The 19,517-nt window shown below is 72.2% G+C and carries 16 protein-coding genes; 8 read left to right on the top strand and 8 right to left on the bottom strand.

Annotated features, from left to right (window positions below; translation table 11 throughout):
• Positions 1 to 70 precede the first annotated feature (70 nt).
• The 3 genes from nth to IG05_RS0114380 are packed head-to-tail and all read left to right on the top strand — an operon-like array spanning position 71 to position 2,949.
• A complete protein-coding gene (nth, locus tag IG05_RS0114370; RefSeq protein ID WP_030342588.1) occupies positions 71 to 988 on the top strand; it encodes an endonuclease III in 918 nt (305 codons plus the stop codon).
• A 55-nt stretch (positions 989 to 1,043) separates the two neighbouring features.
• Positions 1,044 to 1,736 carry an NUDIX hydrolase gene (locus IG05_RS0114375; protein ID WP_078894140.1) on the top strand — a complete coding sequence of 231 codons (693 nt, stop codon included), beginning with the start codon at positions 1,044 to 1,046 and terminating at the stop codon, positions 1,734 to 1,736.
• Between the two features lie 13 nt (positions 1,737 to 1,749).
• Positions 1,750 to 2,949, top strand: coding sequence for a MarP family serine protease (locus IG05_RS0114380; RefSeq protein WP_030342592.1), 1,200 nt, complete (start codon positions 1,750 to 1,752; stop codon positions 2,947 to 2,949).
• Positions 2,950 to 2,961: 12 nt separating this feature from the next.
• On the opposite strand, the gene IG05_RS49205 is transcribed toward IG05_RS0114380, so the two are convergent.
• The 6 genes from IG05_RS49205 to IG05_RS0114405 all read right to left on the bottom strand — a co-directional run bounded on the left by IG05_RS49205 (position 2,962) and on the right by IG05_RS0114405 (position 10,772).
• Complete coding sequence (locus IG05_RS49205) at positions 2,962 to 3,141, bottom strand: hypothetical protein (RefSeq protein ID WP_078894142.1); 180 nt, start codon at positions 3,139 to 3,141, stop codon at positions 2,962 to 2,964.
• 127 nt (positions 3,142 to 3,268) lie between these two features.
• Positions 3,269 to 4,192 carry an alpha/beta fold hydrolase gene (locus IG05_RS0114385; RefSeq protein WP_030342594.1) on the bottom strand — a complete coding sequence of 308 codons (924 nt, stop codon included), beginning with the start codon at positions 4,190 to 4,192 and terminating at the stop codon, positions 3,269 to 3,271.
• Entirely contained in the window at positions 4,189 to 4,680 is a 492-nt protein-coding gene (locus IG05_RS0114390) for a phage holin family protein (protein WP_030342595.1), read from the bottom strand. The genes IG05_RS0114385 and IG05_RS0114390 overlap by 4 nt, the downstream gene beginning before the upstream one ends.
• A 68-nt stretch (positions 4,681 to 4,748) precedes the next feature.
• Positions 4,749 to 6,185: a Na+/H+ antiporter NhaA gene (gene nhaA, locus IG05_RS0114395; protein ID WP_030342597.1), complete on the bottom strand. Its 1,437-nt coding sequence runs from the start codon at positions 6,183 to 6,185 to the stop codon at positions 4,749 to 4,751.
• Positions 6,186 to 6,372: 187 nt separating this feature from the next.
• Positions 6,373 to 8,328, bottom strand: a complete 1,956-nt coding sequence (acs, locus tag IG05_RS0114400; protein ID WP_030342599.1) for an acetate--CoA ligase — start codon at positions 8,326 to 8,328, stop codon at positions 6,373 to 6,375.
• A 92-nt stretch (positions 8,329 to 8,420) separates the two neighbouring features.
• A complete protein-coding gene (locus IG05_RS0114405; RefSeq protein ID WP_051789828.1) occupies positions 8,421 to 10,772 on the bottom strand; it encodes a SulP family inorganic anion transporter in 2,352 nt (783 codons plus the stop codon).
• Positions 10,773 to 11,110: 338 nt separating this feature from the next.
• On the opposite strand from IG05_RS0114405, the gene IG05_RS0114410 reads away from it, so the two are divergent.
• Positions 11,111 to 12,376: a hypothetical protein gene (locus IG05_RS0114410; RefSeq protein ID WP_030342602.1), complete on the top strand. Its 1,266-nt coding sequence runs from the start codon at positions 11,111 to 11,113 to the stop codon at positions 12,374 to 12,376.
• A gap of 3 nt (positions 12,377 to 12,379) precedes the next feature.
• Here IG05_RS0114410 and IG05_RS0114415 read toward each other — a convergent pair whose 3' ends face one another.
• Complete coding sequence (locus IG05_RS0114415) at positions 12,380 to 13,360, bottom strand: ATP-binding protein (RefSeq protein ID WP_030342604.1); 981 nt, start codon at positions 13,358 to 13,360, stop codon at positions 12,380 to 12,382.
• Between the two features lie 101 nt (positions 13,361 to 13,461).
• On the opposite strand from IG05_RS0114415, the gene IG05_RS0114420 reads away from it, so the two are divergent.
• A complete protein-coding gene (locus IG05_RS0114420) occupies positions 13,462 to 14,286 on the top strand; it encodes a Fic family protein (protein WP_030342605.1) in 825 nt (274 codons plus the stop codon).
• A gap of 394 nt (positions 14,287 to 14,680) precedes the next feature.
• Here the strand turns inward: IG05_RS0114420 and IG05_RS0114425 are convergent, their stop codons facing one another.
• The gene (locus tag IG05_RS0114425; protein ID WP_030342607.1) at positions 14,681 to 15,511 is read right to left on the bottom strand and encodes an HAD family hydrolase; all 831 of its coding nucleotides are present in this window, start codon (positions 15,509 to 15,511) and stop codon (positions 14,681 to 14,683) included.
• A 592-nt stretch (positions 15,512 to 16,103) separates the two neighbouring features.
• Here IG05_RS0114425 and ssd point away from each other — a divergent pair.
• From ssd to IG05_RS0114440, 3 genes are read left to right on the top strand one after another with little or no spacing between them, the layout of a single operon-like run.
• Entirely contained in the window at positions 16,104 to 17,210 is a 1,107-nt protein-coding gene (ssd, locus tag IG05_RS0114430) for a septum site-determining protein Ssd (protein WP_030342609.1), read from the top strand.
• Entirely contained in the window at positions 17,207 to 18,427 is a 1,221-nt protein-coding gene (locus IG05_RS0114435) for a TadA family conjugal transfer-associated ATPase (RefSeq protein ID WP_051789831.1), read from the top strand. The genes ssd and IG05_RS0114435 overlap by 4 nt, the downstream gene beginning before the upstream one ends.
• A 57-nt stretch (positions 18,428 to 18,484) precedes the next feature.
• A complete protein-coding gene (locus tag IG05_RS0114440; RefSeq protein ID WP_030342612.1) occupies positions 18,485 to 19,348 on the top strand; it encodes a type II secretion system F family protein in 864 nt (287 codons plus the stop codon).
• Positions 19,349 to 19,517: the final 169 nt, after the last annotated feature.

Raw genomic sequence — 19,517 nt, forward strand, 5'->3', positions numbered from 1 at the left:
GGTGTCCAAATCGCCGGTGAGAGCACAGGACAAGGGGGCTGGGCGGGTGGTTGCACGTCATGATTCCGCTGTGGGCGAACAGAGCCCCGGAGGAAGTAATAAAAAAGGCAAATCAGCCAAAAAGGTACCCGCCGCCGTGAAGAAGGCCGCCGCCGTCGAAAAGCCCGCCAAGAAGGCCGCGCCCGTCAGGAAGACGGCCGTCCGGCCACCGTCCGGCGAGTCCCCCACCGCGCTGGTCCGCCGCGCCCGCCGCATCAACCGCGAGCTGGCCGAGGTGTACCCGTACGCCCACCCCGAGCTGGACTTCGAGAACCCCTTCCAGCTGGTGGTCGCCACCGTGCTGTCGGCCCAGACCACCGACCTGCGCGTCAACCAGACCACGCCGGCGCTCTTCGCCAGGTACCCGACCCCCGAGGACCTCGCCGCGGCCGTCCCGGAGGAGGTCGAGGAGATCCTGCGGCCCTGCGGCTTCTTCCGGGCCAAGACCAAGTCGGTCATAGGGCTCTCCAAGGCGCTCGTGGAGAACTTCGGCGGCGAGGTGCCCGGAAAGCTGGAGGACCTGGTCACGCTGCCCGGTGTCGGCCGCAAGACCGCCTTCGTCGTCCTCGGCAACGCCTTCGGCCGGCCCGGGATCACCGTGGACACCCACTTCCAGCGGCTGGTCCGGCGCTGGCGGTGGACCGACGAGACCGACCCCGACAAGATCGAGGCCGCGGTCGGCGCGCTCTTCCCGAAGAGCGACTGGACCGACCTGTCCCACCACGTGATCTGGCACGGCCGCCGCATCTGCCACGCCCGCAAGCCCGCCTGCGGCGCCTGCCCCATCGCCCCGCTCTGCCCGGCCTACGGCGAGGGCGAGACCGACCCGGAGAAGGCCGCCAAGCTGCTCAAGTACGAGAAGGGCGGCTTCCCCGGCCAGCGGCTCAAGCCCCCGCAGGCCTACCTCGACGCGGGCGGCAGGCCGGCGCCGCCACTGGGCGCCGCGTGACGGAACGATCCCGGGGGTCCCGGGCGTTGGAGAGGGCAGAGCGGCGGGGGTGGCGATGAGGGCAAGTGAGACACAGGGCGGTTCGGTGACGTTCAGCAGGGAAGGGCTGCCGGACTGGCTGGAGCCCGTCGTGCGCGCCGCCGACACGATCCAGCCGCTCCAGCTGAGCAGCTTCCTGCCGCCGGAGAACGGCTCGGGACGGCAGTCTGCCGTGCTGATCCTGTTCGGCGAGGGCGAGCGCGGCCCGGAGCTGCTGCTCATGGAGCGCGCCGGCTCGCTGCGTTCGCACGCCGGCCAGCCGTCCTTCCCGGGCGGCGCGCTGGATCCGGAGGACGGCGATCCGCAGCGCGAGGGACCGCTGCGGGCCGCGCTGCGCGAGGCGGAGGAGGAGACCGGGCTCGACCCGTCCGGCGTGCAGCTCATCGGCGTGCTGCCGAGGCTGTACATCCCGGTCAGCGGCTTCGTCGTCACGCCCGTGCTCGGCTGGTGGCGCAAGCCCAGCCCGGTCGGCGTGGTCGACCCGAACGAGACGGCGCGGGTCTTCACCGTGCCCGTGGCGGATCTCACGGACCCCGCCAACCGCGCCACCGCCGTCCACCCCAGAGGCCACAGCGGTCCGGCATTCTTGGTCGAATCGGCCCTGGTGTGGGGTTTCACGGCAGGGGTGATCGACCGGCTGCTGCACTACGCGGGCTGGGAGCGGCCCTGGGACCACGGGAAGCAGGTCCCGCTCGACTGGCACGCATGACAGGGTGTCGTACGTGAACGTGCTGGACATCCTGTTGCTGGTCGCGGCCGTGTGGTTCGCGGTGGTGGGGTACCGCCAGGGCTTCGTCGTCGGCATCCTGTCGGTGATCGGGTTCCTGGGCGGCGGCCTCGTCGCCGTGTACACGCTGCCCGTCGTCTGGGACGCCGTGACCGGCCAGGCGGAGGTCGGCACCACCGCCGCCGTCGTGGCCGTCGTCGTGGTCATCGTCTGCGCCTCCATCGGCCAGGCCCTGACCACCCACCTCGGCAACAAACTGCGCCGGTACATCACCTGGTCCCCGGCCCGCGCCCTGGACGCCACCGGGGGCGCGCTGGTCAACGTCGTGGCCATGCTCCTGGTCGCCTGGCTGATCGGCTCCGCCCTGGCCGGCACGACCCTGCCCACGCTCGGCAAGGAGGTCCGGGGCTCCAAGGTGCTCCTCGGCGTGTCCCGGGCGCTGCCCGCGCAGGCCGACACCTGGTTCGCCGACTTCTCCGCCGTCCTCGCGCAGAACGGCTTCCCGCAGGTCTTCAGCCCGTTCGCCAACGAGCCGATCAAGGACGTGGAGCCGCCCGACCCGGCCCTCGCCGGCAGCCCGGTGGCCTTCCACGCCCAGCGGTCCATCGTCAAGGTCACCGGCACCGCGCAGAGCTGCGGCAAGGTCCTGGAGGGCAGCGGCTTCGTCTTCGCCGACCGCCGCGTCATGACCAACGCGCACGTCGTCGGCGGTGTGGACGCGCCGCGGGTGCAGATCGGCGGCGAGGGCCGCAAGTACGACGCGAAGGTCGTGCTGTACGACTGGAAGCGCGACATCGCGGTACTCGACGTACCGGACCTGAGGGCGAAGGCGTTGCGGTTCACCGACCGGGACGCGTCCGGTGGTGCCGGCGCGATCGTCGCGGGCTTCCCCGAGAACGGCTCGTACGACGTGCGTGCCGCGCGCGTGCGCGGGCGCATCACGGCCAACGGCCCGGACATCTACCACCGCGGCACGGTCCGCCGCGACGTCTACTCGCTGTACGCCACCGTCCGCCAGGGCAACTCCGGCGGCCCCCTGCTCACACCGGACGGCAAGGTGTACGGCGTGGTGTTCGCCAAGTCCCTCGACGACGCGGACACCGGTTACGCCCTGACGGCGGACGAGATCCAGCCCGACGTGCGGCGGGGGCGTACGGCGAACGAGCAGGTGGGTACGGACAGCTGCGCCCTGTGAGGACGGTGGCGCTCAGTCCCGCGTGTGGCGCAGGCGCACCGAGACCCAGCGGGCCCGGCGGCGCAGGATGCGCGGGATCCCCACCCGGGGGTCCGCTTCCGCGAGTTGCGGGGTGCCTCGCTGAGGCGTGCTCAGGCCCGTGGCCGAGCGGCGGTTGCGGGGTGCGTCACTGTAGTCGTGCGTCCAGCCCATACCCGGACGTGTGCCCCCGCCCCAAGGTCGATAACCGCCCGCGCGGCCCCCAATTGGCCTATGCGGCGGGCATGTGGCCGTTCGGGGGACGAGTGTTCAGGAACCGGGTACTCCGCGCACCGTACCGTCACCGGTCGGGCTCGGGATCCTTCAGCCAGTTGACCAGTTCGGTGGAGAACGCCGCCGGGTCCTCCTCGTGCGGGAAGTGGCCGAGGCCGTCGAACAGCCGCCAGCGGTAGGGCGCTTCGACGTACTCGCCCGAACCGGCCGCGCTGCGCGTGCGCGTCACCGGGTCCAGCGAGCCGTGCAGATGCAGCGTCGGCACCCGCACGGGCCGCTTCATCCGGCGGTAGAACTGCACGCCGTCCGGGCGGCCCAGGGAGCGCACCAGCCAGCGGTACGGCTCGATCGCGCAGTGCGCGGTGGAGGGGATGCACATCGCCCGCTGGTACGTCTCCACCGCCGCGTCCTCCGGCAGCCGCGGCCCGGACCAGTCCCGGATCAGCCGGCCCACCAGCGCGCCGCCGTCCGCGGTCAGTTGGCGCTCGGGGAGCCACGGCCGCTGGAACCCCCAGACGTAGGAGTTGGCGGCCGTCTGCCGGGCGTCGCGCAGCATCGCCGCGCGCCAGCGCCGCGGATGGGGCATGGAGACCACGGCCAGGCGCCGGACCAGCTTGGGCCGCATGACCGCCGCCGTCCACGCCAGATAGCCGCCGAGGTCGTGACCGACCAGGGCGGCGTCCGGTTCGCCGAGCGAGCGGATGACACCGGTGACGTCCAGCGCGAGGTTGGCGGGGTCGTACCCGCGGGGTGTGCGGTCGCTGCCGCCGACACCCCGCAGGTCCATCGCCACCGCCCGGTAGCCCGCGTCGGCGAGCGCGGTCAGCTGGTGCCGCCACGTCCACCAGAACTGCGGGAAGCCGTGCAGGAGCAGCACCAGGGGACCGTCGCCGAGTTCGGCGATGTGGAAACGCGCGCCGTTCGCGGCGACGTCCCTGTGGATCCAGGGGCCTTCGATCCGTACGGCCGAGGGGGCGGCGGGTTCCGTCATGACGACGAGCGTGCCACAGCCTCGATGGCCGCGGGAGTCTGCTCCCCGGTCAGCTCCGGGCGCCGCGGATGCGGCTTGGCGTTCTGCAGCACGCCCGCGGACTGCTTCATCGAGGCGGCCACCTTCTGCGGGCCCCGGCCCTTCTTGGCCTTCTTCGCGAACGTCACGCCGAGCAGCGCGAGGAATCCGGCGACGAGCACGTTGGCCGCGAAGGACAGCAGGAAGCAGACGGCCAGGTTCCAGCCGCTCCAGGTCCTGATGCCGTACGCCAGCGCGAAGTTGAGCATCGGCAGGGAGAACACCAGCACCGCGCCGGCGACGGAGAACGCCCCGCCGCTCACCGCGCCGCGCTTCACGTCCTGCTTGAGCTGGGCCTTGGCCAGTGCGATCTCGTCGTGCACCAGCGCCGACAATTCGGTCGTCGCCGAGGCGAACAGCTGGCCGATGCTGCGTTCGGCGCCGACCGGGCTGCCGTCGGGTGCGCTCATCGCGATCTCCCTCTGAGGTCTCTCGTCATCGTCTTGCGTACCGTCTTGGTTTGTACCGTCTCGTCAGATCATGCCGGACGGTCGTCCCCATCGCCTGCCCCGCCCGGCACTTCCGCAAGACCGTGGCGCGCCTCGGCCGTCCGCTCGGCCGCCAGCCGCCGGTGTTCGGCGGCCTTGCGCTCGTGGATCTCGGCCATGCGCAGGTGGTACGCCGGATCGTCCTGCTCGTACACGTCGGGGATGCCGTCGAGGTCCTCGTCGCGCTCCTCGGCCTCGCACAGCCTGCGGTACTCGGCGTTGCGCAGCTTCAGCAGCACGGTGGCGCACACCACCGCGATCAGCGAGCCGGTGAGGACGGCCGCCTTCACCTCGTCGGTCAGTACGGCGTCGCCGGCGAAGGCCAGCTCGCCGATGAGCAGGGAGACCGTGAACCCGATGCCGGCGAGGGACGCCACCGCGAACAGGTCGGCCCACCGCAGGTCCTCGCTCAGCTCCGCCCGGGTGAAGCGGGCGGTCAGCCAGGTGCCGCCGAAGATGCCGGCGGTCTTGCCCACGACCAGGCCCAGGACGACGCCGAGCGTCTCGGGTCTGGTGAACACGTCCGCGAGGGCCCCGCCGGATATCGACACACCGGCGCTGAAGAGCGCGAACAGCGGTACGGCGAGCCCGGCCGACAGGGGCCGCACCAGATGCTCGATGTGCTCGCCCGGCGCGTGCTCCTCACCTTCCCGGGTGGTGCAGCGCAGCATCAGGCCCATCGCCACGCCGGCGATGGTGGCGTGCACGCCGCTGTTGTACATCAGCGCCCAGACGACGACCCCGAGCGGTACGTACACGTACCAGCCGCGTACGCCCTTGCGCAGCAGCAGCCAGAAGACGGCGAGGCCGGCGGCGGCCCCGCCGAGCGCGGCGAAGTTCAGCCGGTCGGTGAAGAACACGGCGATGATCAGAATCGCGAAGAGGTCGTCGACCACCGCGAGGGTGAGCAGGAAGGCGCGCAGGGCGCTGGGCAGGGAGGTGCCGATGACCGCGAGGACGGCGAGCGCGAAGGCGATGTCGGTGGCGGTGGGCACGGCCCAGCCCTGTGCGGAGCCGCCCCCGGCGAGGGTGGTGAGGGTGTAGACCAGCGCCGGTACGGCCATCCCGCACAGCGCGGCCACCACGGGCAGCACGGCCGCCTTGGGGTCGCGCAGGTCCCCGGCGACCAGCTCGCGCTTCAGCTCGATGCCGGCGACGAAGAAGAACACGGCGAGCAGGCCGTCGGCGGCCCAGTGGGCGACCGAGAGGTGGAGGCCGAGCGCGCCGGGGCCGAGGTGGAAGTGGCTGACCGTCTCGTAGCTGTCGCGCAGGCCGGGGATGTTCGCCCAGAGCAGCGCGGCCACGGCGGCGAGGAGGAGCAGGACACCGCCGACGGTCTCGGTGCGCAGCGCGTCCGTGACGAAGGTCCGCTCGGGCAGCGACAGACGGCCGAGGGCCTTGCGGGGGCTGGTGCGGGGCGCGGTCACGGGAGACCTCCGGGGGCAGGCGGAATTCACATGCCGACCAGACTTCCCGGCGCACCTGGCGTGCCGCGTCGAACGGCACTTTGCTTAGATTACCTAAAGTGCCGCGCGCCGGGTCCGGTGATCTTCACCGTAGACGCCCGGGGGCCACCCGGCACGTTCGCCGGCCGGGTGCCCCTCGGAGTGCCGTTCAGTCCTCGCTGGGCGCCGCGGGCAGCTTGGTCTGGATGAGGTCCATGACCGTGGAGTCCGTCAGCGTGGTCACGTCACCGAGCTGGCGGTTCTCGGCGACGTCCCGCAGCAGCCGGCGCATGATCTTGCCCGAGCGGGTCTTCGGCAGCTCCGCCACCGGCAGGACCCGCTTGGGCTTGGCGATCGGGCCGAGCGTGGCGCCGACGTGGTCGCGCAGCTCGCCGAGGAGCGCCTCGGTCTCCGAGGCCGTGCCGCGCAGGATCACGAACGCGACGATGGCCTGGCCGGTGGTCTCGTCCGCGGCGCCCACGACGGCGGCCTCGGCGACCGACGGGTGCGAGACGAGCGCGGACTCCACCTCGGTGGTGGAGATGTTGTGCCCGGAGACGAGCATCACGTCGTCCACCCGGCCCAGCAGCCAGATGTCGCCGTCGTCGTCCTTCTTCGCCCCGTCCCCGGCGAAGTAGGTGCCCTCGAAACGGGACCAGTAGGTGTCGATGAACCGCTGGTCGTCGCCCCAGATGGTGCGCAGCATCGACGGCCACGGCTCGGTCAGCACCAGGTAACCGCCGCCGCCGTTCGGCACCTCGTTCGCCTCGTCGTCGACGACGGTGGCGCTGATGCCGGGCAGCGGGCGCTGCGCGGACCCCGGCTTGGCCTCGGTGACGCCGGGCAGCGGCGAGATCATCATGGCGCCGGTCTCGGTCTGCCACCAGGTGTCCACGACCGGCGTGGTGTCGGCACCGATGTGCTTGCGGTACCAGATCCACGCCTCGGGGTTGATGGGCTCGCCCACCGAACCGAGGACGCGCAGGGAGGACAGGTCGAACTTGGCGGGGATGTCGTCGCCCCACTTCATGAACGTCCGGATCGCCGTCGGCGCGGTGTAGAGGATAGTGACCTTGTACTTCTGGATGATCTCCCAGAACCGGCCCTGGTGCGGGGTGTCCGGCGTGCCCTCGTACATCACCTGCGTCGCGCCGTTGGCCAGCGGGCCGTACACGATGTAGGAGTGCCCGGTCACCCAGCCGACGTCGGCCGTGCACCAGTACACGTCCGTCTCCGGCTTGAGGTCGAAGACCGCCCAGTGGGTGTAGGCCGCCTGGGTGAGGTAGCCGCCGGAGGTGTGCAGGATGCCCTTCGGCTTCCCCGTCGTGCCCGAGGTGTAGAGGATGAACAGCGGGTGCTCCGCTTCGAACGCCTCCGGGGTGTGCTCGGCGGACTGCCGGCCCACCACCTCGTGCCACCACAGGTCCCGCTCGCCGTCCCAGGCGACCTCCTGGCCGGTACGGCGCACCACCAGCACGTGCTCGACGTTGTCGACCTTGCCGATCGCCTCGTCCACGGCCGGCTTGAGTGCGGACGGCTTGCCGCGCCGGTAGCCGCCGTCGGCGGTGATGACGACCTTGGCGTCCGCGTCCTTGATCCGGGTCGCCAGCGCGTCCGCCGAGAAGCCGCCGAAGACGACCGAGTGGGCGGCGCCGATCCGGGCCGAGGCCAGCATCGCGATCGCGGTCTCCGGGATCATCGGCATGTAGATGGCGACCCGGTCGCCCTTGCGCACGCCCAGCTCCAGCAGGGCGTTGGCGGCCCGGGAGACCTCGTCCTTCAGCTCGGCGTAGGTGATCGCGCGGCTGTCCCCGGGCTCGCCCTCGAAGTGGATGGCGACGCGGTCCCCGTGTCCGGCCTCCACGTGCCGGTCCACGCAGTTGTACGCGACGTTCAGCTCGCCGTCCTTGAACCACTTCGCGAACGGCGGGTTCGACCAGTCCAGCGTCTCGGTCGGTTCCTTGGCCCAGGTCAGCCGGCGGGCCTGCTCGGCCCAGAAGCCGAGCCTGTCAGCCTTGGCCTGTTCGTACGCCTCCGCGGTGACGTTGGCGTGCGCCGCCAGGTCGGCGGGCGGCGCGAACCTGCGTTCTTCCTTGAGCAGGTTGGCCAGGCTCTCGTTGCTCACGACATCTCCCTTTCCAAGGGTGTCCGTTGTGTCCCAGGCCACAGCTCATCAGACGCGGGGGGCCGATGACAAGGGTCGACGGCAAAATTGGTTTAGACCTGTCCGGGACTGATGGTCCCGGACCTTCCGTGTGCCTCCTCACCTCCGCCGACGCCTTCCGGGACATCCTCGAACACCGTTGCTCCATCCGTTCGTGCGAGCAGGTACGCCTGTGCCTCGCCCACGTGGAAATACATGCCGTGCAGCTCCAGCTCCCCCCTGGCCAGCGCCCGGGCGACCGTCGCGTGCGCGCGCAGGTGCGCCAGCTGCTGGACCACGTTGGCCAGGCACAGCCGTTCCACCGCGTCCGCGGGGGCCCGGCCGGCCAGCCGGGGCCGGTCGCCGAGGTCGCCGGCCGTCCGCGCCAGGCTCGGCAGCCCGTGCCGCAGCCACCTGCCCAGCGAGCTGTCCGACCGGCCGGTCCCGCTGGTCAGCAGCGCCTGCATCGCCCCGCACCCCGAGTGGCCGCACACCGTGATGGAGCGCACCCCGAGTACCTCCACCGCGTACTCGATGGCGGCGGCCACCGAGTCGTCGCCGTGCTTCTCGCCCGGCGGCGGCACCAGGTTGCCGACGTTGCGGACGACGAACAGGTCGCCGGGACCACTGGCCGTGATCATCGACGTGACGAGGCGGGAGTCGGCGCAGGTCAGGAAGAGCTGGGACGGCCGCTGGCCCTCCCGGGCGAGCCGCGCCAGCTCCTCCCGCACCAGCGGGGCGGTGTTCCGCTGGAACGAGCTGATCCCACGGGCCAGTTCCCGGCCGGCCTCCTGCCCGGCCGCCGCGGCGGGGGCCGCGGCGAAGCAGGACTGGTGGTTGCGCCAGGGGGTCCAGGGGCGGCACCGGCACTCGGTTGCCGGGGCCCGCTCGGCGGTCCGGATCCCGCCACGCCGGCCCGCCAGGTCGGCCGTGCCGCCCCGCGCGGAGTGGGAGCTGCGCCAGTCCTGCAGTGACTCGTACGCCGCGTGGTCCATGAACGAACCGTCCAACTCCACGACGGCGTGGGCGCCTTGGGGTACGAGATGCAGGGTCCGGCTGAGCCGGGGCACCGCGAGGAAGGTCAGCTGACCTCGGATCTGTACGTGATGGACTCCTTCCTTCTCCTCGTGGGTGATGCGGGTGCGGGCGAGGCGGTGCAGGGCCAGGGCGACCGCCACGGCGATCCCGAGGAGCACGCCCTGCAGGACGCCGAGGGCCACCACGCCGAGGGTGGTCGCGGCGTAGACCGGCACTTCGCGGTGGCGTGTCACCGTGCGGATGTGGTGCAGGGACACCATCTGGATGCCGACGGCCATCACCAGGGCGGCGAGGGAGGCGAGCGGGATCTCCTCCAGGACCGGGACCATCAGCAGCGCGGCGACTACTACGAGAACGCCGTGCAGCATCGTGGAGTTCCGGCTGACCGCACCGGATTTCACATTCGCGGTACTGCGTACGGCCACGCCCGCGATCGGCAGTCCGCCGAGGGCCCCGGAGACGATGTTGGCGGCACCCTGGCCGAGCAGCTCGCGGTCCAGGTCGGAGCGGCCGACGTGGGACTGCGGGCCGGGCCGGGCGGCGACCAGCTTGTCCACGGCCACCGCGCCGAGCAGCGACTGCACGCTGCACACCAGGGTGGTGGTGAGCACGGCGGCCGCGATGCCGAGCGCCGGGCCCTCGGGCAGTCCGGCCAGGGCGTGACTGTGCCAGGACGGCAGCTCCACCCGGGGCAGGGTCAGGCCGGCGAAGGCGGCGGTAAGGGAGGCGCCGGTGACGGCGACGAGGGCGGCCGGCACCCGGCGCAGCAGCCGCCCCGCCCGGCCGGGCAGGCGCGGCCAGGCCATGAGCAGGGCCAGGGTCAGGGTGCTCATGGACACGGCGGCCGGGTCCAGGCGGACCAACTGGGCGGGCAGCTGGCGCAGGTTGGCGAGGACGGAGCTGTCCGGGCTGCCGCCCAGGACGATGTGCAGCTGGGCCACGGCGATGGTGAGGCCGATGCCGGCGAGCATGCCGTGGACCACGGCCGGGCTGACCGCGAGAGCGCCGCGCGCCACCCGCAGGCAGCCGAGGCCGAGCTGGGCCAGACCGGCGAGGACGGTGATGCCGCAGGTCACCCGCCAGCCGTAACGGTGGATCAGATCGGCGGTGACCACGGTGAGTCCGGCGGCGGGGCCGCTGACCTGCAGCGGGCAGCCCCCCAGCCGGCCGGCGACGATCCCGCCGACCGCGGCGGCGACCAGGCCGGCCTGGAGCGGGGCGCCGGTGGCCAGGGCGATGCCGAGAGACAGGGGCAGGGCGATCAGGAACACCGCGACGGCCGCGGACAGGTCGGCGCCCGCCACGCGGAAGCGGCGGGGTGCGGGTGCGGGTGCGGGGCTGTGCGGCGGGTGGGGTTGCTGGGTGTGAGGGGGTGCGCAGGCTGGCATGTTCCCGTCTCCTCCGGGGCGGCGCGGTCGCGGATTGGGTGGGACCCGCGGCGATGGGCGGGCTCGGTCGCGGCCGTGGGTCACGGCGTGCAGCGGCGGGATGGTTCAACGCTCGGTAAAAGAACCGTAATGGCACGTAAAGCCAGAGCATAGCTTTTAGGGGCAAACGGGGTAGATGATCGCCTACTGGAGTGAAGTAAGCAGTTCATCGGCTTGTCGTACTAATTCCTCCTCGGTCACGTGCGACCTTTGCGGCGCTGCCGGCGCAAGCCCGGCAGACCCGCAGAAAACGGCCCTCGTCAGCGTGTGCCTGAGAGAAGGAAGAAGGTGGGCGGAAGATGGCCGCCACCCAGAGGATCGCCGTCGGCGCCATGGTCGCCGCGGCCTGTGCGGCGTCGTTCGCCGGTTGCGCGACCGACTCCAGCGGCACGAAGGAAGGGGCGCCCGGCCCGGAGCAGGGGGCGCCGGCGCCGGGCAGCGTCCTGCGGCCGATCGGCGACGGATCGACCGCCTACACCGGATCCCAACCGCATCTGCCCCGGGCCGAGCGCCTGAGCCCCGGTCAGAAGCCCCCGCAGTTCGTCGTGTTCTCGTGGGACGGCGCGGGCGAGGACAGCCAGAAGCTGTTCTCGCACTTCCGCGAGGTCTCCAAGGAGAACAACGCGACGATGACCTACTTCCTGAGCGGCGTGTACCTGCTGCCGAAGGAGAAGCGCGAGCTGTACAAGCCGCCCCAGCACGCGCCGGGCAGCTCCGACATCGGCTTCAATGACGAGCAGGGCATCGCCGACACCCTGGAGCAGGTACGGCTGGCCTGGCAGGAGGGCAACGAGATCGGCACCCACTTCAACGGCCATTTCTGCGGGCCCGACGGCGGGGTCGGCACCTGGTCGGTGGAGGAGTGGGAGAGCGAGATCGCCCAGGCCAAGAAGTTCGTGAAGTCCTGGCGGACCAACAGCGGCATGAAGCAGGCGGCCCCGCTCCCCTTCGACTACGACAGGGAGCTGATCGGCGCCCGCACCCCCTGCCTGGAAGGGCAGAAGAACTTCATGAAGGCCGCCCGCCGGCTGGGCTTCCGCTACGACTCCAGCGGAGTGAACAACCAGGTCTGGCCCAAGAAGAAGCAGGGCCTGTGGGACCTGTCCATGCAGCTGGTGCCCTTCCCGGGCCACACCTACGAGCAGCTGACCATGGACTACAACTTCATGGTCAACCAGTCCGGCACCCAGACCCAGGGCGACCCCGACAAGTTCGACTACTGGGGCGACCAGATGCGCGACGGCCTCCTCAAGGGCTTCTACCGGGCCTACGACGGCAACCGCGCGCCCCTCATCATCGGCAACCACTTCGAGTCCTGGAACGGCGGCACCTACATGCGCGCCGTCGAAGACGTGGTGAAGGAGGTGTGCACCAAGCCCGAGGTGCGCTGCGTCTCCTTCCACCAGCTGGCCGACTGGCTGGACGCCCAGGACCCGCAGACTCTGGCGAAGCTGCGCACCCTGAACGTGGGCGAGGCGCCCCGGCAGGGCTGGGCGTCCTTCCTTTCCGGCCGCCCGGCTCCGGCGCCCAAGGGCGTGCCCGGGGCGCCGGCGGACAGACTGTAGACGTCAGACCGACGTCGCCACACTCTCGCCGAGCACGAAGTGGGGGTCGACCTGCGCCGCCAGGTCGGCCCCGGTGCGCTCGTTGCCCCAGGACTCGGCGTTCTTCAGGTGGAAGTGCACCATCTGGCGGGTGTAGCGCTCCCAGTCGCGCCGCTCGTAGGTGGCGTCGACGGTGGCCCTGAGTGTCTCCAAGGCGCGGGCGTTGGGCTCCTCCAGGAGGTCGAACCGGGGTGGCCGGCCCTTCTCCATGGCACGTACCCAGTCCGAGCGCCCGAGCGTCACCAGCAGGTCGTCGCCGACCTCCGCGCGCAGGAAGTCGATGTCGTCCGGCTCCTGGATCTTGTTGCCGACGACCTTCAGGGCGACACCGAAGTCGCGGGCGTACTCCTTGTACTGGCGGTAGACGGAGACCCCCTTCCGGGTCGGTTCGGCGACGAGGAACGTCATGTCGAAGCGGGTGAACATGCCGGAGGCGAAGGAGTCCGAGCCGGCCGTCATGTCGACCACGACGTACTCGTCGGGGCCGTCGACGAGGTGGTTCAGGAACAGCTCCACCGCTCCCGTCTTCGAGTGGTAGCAGGCGACCCCCAGGTCGGCGTCCGTGAAGGGGCCTGTAGCCATCAAACGGACGGCGCCGCCGTCGAGTTCCACCGGCCGCGCACAGGCGTCGTAGACCGGGTTGGGCTCGCTCACCCGGACCAGCCGGGACCCCTCGCCGGGCGGGGTCGTCTTGATCATCGTCGCGGCCGAGGCGATGCGCGGGTTGTGGCCGCGCAGGTAGTCCTTGATCAGCGGCAGCTGTTCGCCCATGGCGGGCAGTGCGGCCGCCTCCCGCTCGTCGAGCCCGAGCGCGGGACCGAGGTGCTGGTTGATGTCCGCGTCGATGGCGACCACGGGGGCGCCCGTGGCCACGAGGTGGCGGACGAAAAGGGAGGAGAGCGTGGTCTTGCCGCTGCCGCCCTTCCCGACGAAAGCAATTTTCATGTTCACCAAGAGTAGTCGGTCGATAGCTGTAAGTGTCACGGGGAAGTGAAGAAGACCACTCATTCGTGGGGTCGGCCGGTGGGGTGCGTAATGTCGTACTCATGAGTACGACAGGCGCGACCGCCGACCCGCTCGCGGCCCTGGGCTCGCTGCCCGGTGTGGCCGAGTCCGTGGAATCCGTGCGCAAGGCCGTGGACCGGGTCTACGGGCACCGGGTCATGCGGCGCCGCAGCAACGAGATCACCTCCGAGGCGGCCCTGCGCGGCGCCCGCGGCTCGGCGGCGCTCTCCGGCGCGGACTGGGCCCTGGAGGAGGTGCGCCGGCGTACCGACTTCAGTGTCGATCCCGAGGCCCGCGTCATGGGGGCGGCCCTGCGGCTCACCGCGGAGGCGGGGCAGCTGCTGTCCATCTGGCGCCAGTCACCCCTGCGGGTGCTGGCCCGGCTGCACCTGGTGGCCGCGGCGAGCGGGGACGACCAGGTCGGCAGGCCGCGCCAGGCCGGCGAACCGGTGGACGAGCCGCTGATCGAGCTGCCGCTGCCGGGCGCCGAGGAGGTCTCGGGCCGGCTGGAGGGGCTGGCGGACCTGATCATCGCGGGCACCTCCGCTCCCGCGCTGGTGACCGCCGCCGTGGTCCACGGCGAACTGCTCGCCCTGCGCCCCTTCACGTCCCACAACGGTCTGGTCGCGCGCGCGGCCGAGCGGATCGTGCTGATCGGCAGCGGCCTCGACCCGAAGGCGGTCTGCCCGGCCGAGGTCGGCCACGCCGAGCTGGGCCGCGCCTCCTACCTGGCCGCTCTGGACGGGTACGTCTCCGGCACCCCCGAGGGTGTGGCGGCCTGGATCGCCCACTGCGGCCGGGCCGTCGAGCTGGGCGTGCGCGAATCGACCGCGGTGTGCGAGGCGCTGCAGCGCGGCGCGGCCTGAGGGCGCTGCGGGACTCCGGTCCCGGAAATGGGCTGGGCGGGACGCCCGGAGAGGACTGCCGCGGGTCTCCCGGAAAAGGGTTGCGGCGGTACGAGTTCTCGTACCGCCGCTGGCATGCTCACCGGGTTACCAAGCGTCCTCGATATGCGCCCATCAGGTCGGGGAGCTTTGCCCGTCACCTGGTGCGGCTGGCCCGTAATCGACGGGTCGACGTCGCGTGGGTGCCTGGTGTTCATGCGGGGTCCGTGGGGCCAGTGCGTAGTGGTAGGTGATCCTCGCGGATGTCCCTTGGTCTCGCGGGCCTAACCTCTTTGTACCGCGAGTCGGGAGGAAGCGGAACCCCAGCCGCCACTTCTTTACTTTCACCTTCAAACAGGGTGAAACGGGCGCTCGTTCAGGCGGTGCCGCGTCGCCGGCTGGAGTACCAGACGAGGCCTGCGGTCGCCGCCGCCGCGCCTATGGCCGCCGCCGCGACCAGTGCGGGGCGGGGCGGGACGGAGAACCCGGGCAGCCGTTTCTTGAGCGGGACCGGACGGCGGAACTCCAGAACCGGCCACCCGCGCGAGAGTGCCTCGCGGCGCAGCGCGCGATCCGGGTTCACGGCGTGCGGGTGCCCGACCGTCCTGAGCATCGGCAGGTCGGTCGCCGAGTCGCTGTAGGCGTAGCAGCGGTCGAGGTCGTAGCCCTCGGAGCCGGCCAGCTCCCTGATGGCCTCGGCCTTGGTCGGGCCGTAGGCGTAGTACTCCACCTCGCCGGTGAAGCAGCCGTCCTCGCCGACCACCATGCGGGTGGCGACCACCCGGTCCGCTCCCAGCAGCTCGCCGATCGGCTCGACCACCTCGGCGCCCGAGGTGGACACGATCACCACGTCCCGGCCGGCCGCGTGATGCTCCTCGATGAGTGAGGCGGCCTCGTCGTAGATGATCGGGTCGATCAGATCGTGCAGGGTCTCGGCGACGATCTCCCGGACCTGCTGGACGTTCCAGCCGCGGCACAGTGCGGAGAGATACTCGCGCATGCGCTCCATCTGGTCGTGGTCCAGGCCGCCGGCGAGGAAGACGAACTGGGCATATGCGGTACGCAGCGCGGCCCTGCGGTTGATCAGCCCGCCTTGGTAGAAGGACTTGCTGAAGGTGAGCGTGCTGGACTTCGCAATGACCGTCTTGTCCAGGTCAAAGAAGGCGGCTGCGCGGGGCAAGGAGTGGTTTTCCACGCCCCTGAGCATAGGCGCCCACCATTCGGCGTAAGGTGGGGCGCGTGGGTTTGCCTGAGAGGGCTCTCGGGTACACCATGGAAGTCACGGATCGTTCGCGACCGTGCTAACCCGGCCCGACTCCTCCCCCCCCGAGTCGGCCGTGGGGACGACCCCCGCTCTCCCCCCCGGCGGGGGTCGTCGCATGTCCGGATGCGTTTTACCGCTCCTCCCCTCTCTCCGCGCGGCTGTACGGCCGGCTTCTCGCCGCCTTGGCCGCTCCTTTGCCATGCCCATGATTGCTCACTCAGGGTAATCGTCAGACTCCTCTCCGGAAGTCGCACACGGATCAGCACAGGGGTCACCGGTATGGGTGACGGAGATATTCACAGGCTCCGGCCTGTCCACAGTTTTCGAGCAAGATCCACATCATTTCGCGGATCGCTGCACCGTGATTCCAGCGCACTCCGGCCGCGGCGAGTTCATGGCCGGTTCCGATTGCCGGAGGGCGTATGGCCGGTTTCTGTCGGCCGTTCATATGGAGGCCGCTTGCCGGTTCTTCACACCTTTGGGAAACGCGCGGTCGCAGCGATCGCGCGGCCCGCGCAGCGAAGGGGGAACACCCGTGACCGGAACCGTCGCACACGATCCGCCGCCCGGCTCCGCAAGCAGGCCCGGACGGCCGCTCATCCTCACCGAGGACGCCGCTCTCCTGGACGATCTGCTGCGCCTGTGCGCGGCGGCGGGCGCCACACCCGAGGTACATCACGGCGTACCGGAATCCGACGACCGTTGGGCGACCGCGCCGCTCGTGCTCGTCGGTGACGACGCCGCCCGCCGGGTGCGCGGGGCCGCGCGCCGGCCCGGTGTGGTGCTGGTGGGCCGCGATCAGGACGACTCGGGGGTGTGGAAACGAGCCGTCCAGATCGGCGCCGACCACGTCCTGATGCTTCCCGACGGCGAGCCATGGCTGGTCGACCGCATCGCGGACGTCGCCGAGGGCATCGGCCGTCCGGCCCTCACCGTCGGGGTGATCGGCGGCCGGGGCGGGGCCGGCGCGTCCACGCTCGCGTGCGCCCTCGCCGTCACCTCCGCGCGCGAGGGACTGCGCACACTCCTGGTGGACGCCGATCCGCTCGGCGGCGGACTCGACGTACTCCTCGGCGGCGAGAGCGCCGAAGGACTGCGCTGGCCCGCCTTCGCCGCCTCCCGCGGCCGGGTCGGCGGCGGCGCCCTGGAGGAGTCGCTGCCCGAACTGCACTCCCTGCGCGTGCTCAGCTGGGACCGTGGCGACTGCGTCGCCGTACCGCCGCCCGCGGTCCGCGCGGTGCTGGCCGCCGCGCGGCGGCGCGGCGGCACGGTCGTGGTCGACCTGCCCCGCCGACTCGACGACGGGGTCGCCGAAGCCCTCGCCCAGCTCGACCTCGCCCTGCTCGTCGTCCCGGCCGAGCTGCGGGCGGTCGCGGCGGCCGGCCGCGTCGCCTCCGCCGTCGGCATGGTCGTGCGCGATCTGCGGGTGGCGGTCCGCGGGCCGTACGCACCCGGCCTCGACGACCACGAGGTGGCCCGGCTGCTCGCCCTGCCGCTGGCCGGTGAGGTGCCCGTCGAACCGGCGCTGCTGCGCCCGCAGGGCGGCGCCAAACCACCGGGCGCGACCGGACGCGGACCGCTCGCCCGTTTCTGCGCGCACTTCTGGGAGCGCGCCCTGGTCGAGGCGGGAGGCACCCGATGACCGTGCCGGGACTCGACCGGAGCGACGGCGCGGCCCTGCTCGACGGCGTCCGCCGCTGGCTCGCCGAGAGCGGCGCCGAACCCACCCCCGCGCGCGTGGCCCAGGCCCTGCGCGAACAGGGCCGCGTCCTCGGCGACGCGGAGGTGCTCGGCGCGGCCGAACACCTGCGCTCCGAACTCGTCGGCAGCGGCCCCCTGGAGCCGCTGCTCGCCGATCCGGACGTCACCGACGTCCTGGTCTCCGCCCCCGACCGGGTGTGGGTGGACCGCGGCGGCGGCCTGGAGCTGACGGCGGTGGCCTTCCCCGACGCGGCGGCCGTACGACGTCTCGCGCAGCGGCTGGCCGCCGTGGCCGGACGCCGGCTGGACGACGCCCGGCCCTGGGCGGACGCCCGGCTGCCCGACGGGACCCGGCTCCACGCGGTGCTGCCCCCGGTGGCCGTCGGCTGCACCTGCCTGGCCCTGCGGGTGGTGCGGCCCCGGGCCTTCACCGTCGAGGAGCTCGTCGCGGCCGGCACGGTGCCGCCCGGCGGCGACCGGATCCTGCGCGCGCTGGTCGAGGCGCGACTGTCCTTCCTGGTCAGCGGCGGGACCGGATGCGGCAAGACGACCCTGCTGAGCGCCCTGCTCGGGCTCGTCGGACCGGGTGAGCGCATCGTGCTCGCCGAGGACTCGGCCGAGCTGAGGCCGGACCACCCGCACGTCGTCCGGCTGGAGACCCGGCCCGCCAACCAGGAAGGCGCCGGCCTGGTCAGCCTGGAGGACCTGGTGCGGCAGGCGCTGCGGATGCGGCCGGACCGGCTGGTCGTCGGCGAGGTGCGCGGACCCGAGGTCGTGCACCTGCTCGCGGCCCTCAACACCGGCCACGAGGGCGGCTGCTGCACGGTTCACGCCAACGCCGCCGCGGACGTGCCGGCCCGCCTGGAGGCGCTGGCCACGGCCGCCGGACTGGACCGGGCAGCGCTCCACAGCCAGTTGGCGGCCGCCCTCTCGGTCGTGGTGCACCTCGTACGGGACCGGTCCGGGCGGCGCCGGATCGCCGAGGTGCACGTGCTGGAGCGGGACGGCACCGGGCTGGTGCGGACGGTACCGGCCCTGCGCTGGGGCGAGCGGGCGTTCGTGCGGGAGCGAGGGTGGGAGCGGCTGCGACAACTGCTGGGGGTGCCGGCCGAGTTCGGGAGCGCCTTCGCGAGGCCGCGGGCGCGGCTGCCGGAGTGACCGTCGGGTTCGGGACGACGACGGATGAGGTTCGAGGAGCGGGGAGAGGTGACCGGAATGGTCGGTGAAGCGTCCATGGGGGCCGCGCTGGTCTGCTGCGGTGCGTTGGCCTGGCTGCTGGGCGGGCGGCACCACGGGCTGCGGCGGGCACGGCTGCTGCTGGCCGGCGGCGGCGCGGTGGTGACGGGACCGCCTGTCTGGGAGGAGACCCTCGCGGAACTGCGGCGCCGGTGCGGCCGGTGGGGAGCCGAGTGGTGGGCGTTCGTCGCCGGGCTCGTGCTCGCCCTGCTGGGTGCCTCGCTGATTCCGGCCGTCGCGGGGGCGGCCGGGGTGCCGGTGCTCCGCCGGATGCGGCTGGCCCGGCAGGCCCGGCGGACCCGGGAGCGGCGGGCCGACGCGGTGATCTCCCTGTGCGGGGCGCTCGCCGGCGAGGTGCGGGCGGGACGGCAGCCGGGGGAGGCGCTGCTGCGGGCCGCGCGGGACTCCGGCGGGCTCGGCGACACACACGCGGCCGTGGTGGCGGCGGCACGGTTCGGCGGGGACGTGGCCGGCGCGCTCGCAGCGGCGGCGCGGCAGCCGGGCGCGGAAGGCCTGCTCGGACTCGCCGCGTGCTGGCGGGTGGCCGTGGACCAGGGCGCCGGGCTGGCGGCCGGCCTGGACCGGCTGGACGGGGCCCTGCGTGCCGAACGCGACCAGCGTGCCGATCTGCAAGCCCAGTTGTCGGGCGCCCGCGCCACCGTGCTGCTGCTCGCCGCGCTGCCCGCCCTCGGCCTGCTGCTCGGTTCGGCCATGGGCGCTGATCCCCTGCGGATTCTGCTGCACAGCGGGGCCGGCTTCGGCTGCCTGACGGCCGGGGTGCTGTTCGAGGTGGCCGGGATGTGGTGGGCGGTGTGGATCGTGCGGGCTGCGGAGGCGGTGTGAGGCAGGGACGTGGGAGGTGGCGCCCGGTGCGGATGTGGGTGCGGGTGTGGGCGATGGAAGGGCGGGCGGTATGAGGCCGGCGGTGTGCGAGACGGCAGGTGGAGGCGGAGGGAGGCAGTCGGTGGGTGACGCGGTGAGCAGTCCGGAGGCCGGGACGGCGGAGAGGGGG

The organism is Streptomyces sp. NRRL S-1022, from assembly GCF_000720135.1.
In the GTDB taxonomy this organism is placed as follows: domain Bacteria; phylum Actinomycetota; class Actinomycetes; order Streptomycetales; family Streptomycetaceae; genus Streptomyces.

What these genes read in the sequence shown, in the direction of transcription:
- IG05_RS0114410 (WP_030342602.1), top strand. Translation starts at nt 11,111, where the DNA reads ATGGCCGCCACCCAGAGGATCGCCGTCGGCGCCATGGTCGCCGCGGCC.
- IG05_RS0114420 (WP_030342605.1), top strand. Translation starts at nt 13,462, where the DNA reads ATGAGTACGACAGGCGCGACCGCCGACCCGCTCGCGGCCCTGGGCTCG.
- IG05_RS0114425 (WP_030342607.1), bottom strand. Translation starts at nt 15,511, where the DNA reads ATGCTCAGGGGCGTGGAAAACCACTCCTTGCCCCGCGCAGCCGCCTTC.
- IG05_RS0114375 (WP_078894140.1), top strand. Translation starts at nt 1,044, where the DNA reads ATGAGGGCAAGTGAGACACAGGGCGGTTCGGTGACGTTCAGCAGGGAA.
- IG05_RS0114435 (WP_051789831.1), top strand. Translation starts at nt 17,207, where the DNA reads ATGACCGTGCCGGGACTCGACCGGAGCGACGGCGCGGCCCTGCTCGAC.
- IG05_RS0114385 (WP_030342594.1), bottom strand. Translation starts at nt 4,192, where the DNA reads ATGACGGAACCCGCCGCCCCCTCGGCCGTACGGATCGAAGGCCCCTGG.
- IG05_RS0114390 (WP_030342595.1), bottom strand. Translation starts at nt 4,680, where the DNA reads ATGAGCGCACCCGACGGCAGCCCGGTCGGCGCCGAACGCAGCATCGGC.
- IG05_RS0114415 (WP_030342604.1), bottom strand. Translation starts at nt 13,360, where the DNA reads ATGAAAATTGCTTTCGTCGGGAAGGGCGGCAGCGGCAAGACCACGCTC.
- IG05_RS0114440 (WP_030342612.1), top strand. Translation starts at nt 18,485, where the DNA reads ATGGTCGGTGAAGCGTCCATGGGGGCCGCGCTGGTCTGCTGCGGTGCG.
- IG05_RS49205 (WP_078894142.1), bottom strand. Translation starts at nt 3,141, where the DNA reads ATGGGCTGGACGCACGACTACAGTGACGCACCCCGCAACCGCCGCTCG.
- IG05_RS0114405 (WP_051789828.1), bottom strand. Translation starts at nt 10,772, where the DNA reads ATGCCAGCCTGCGCACCCCCTCACACCCAGCAACCCCACCCGCCGCAC.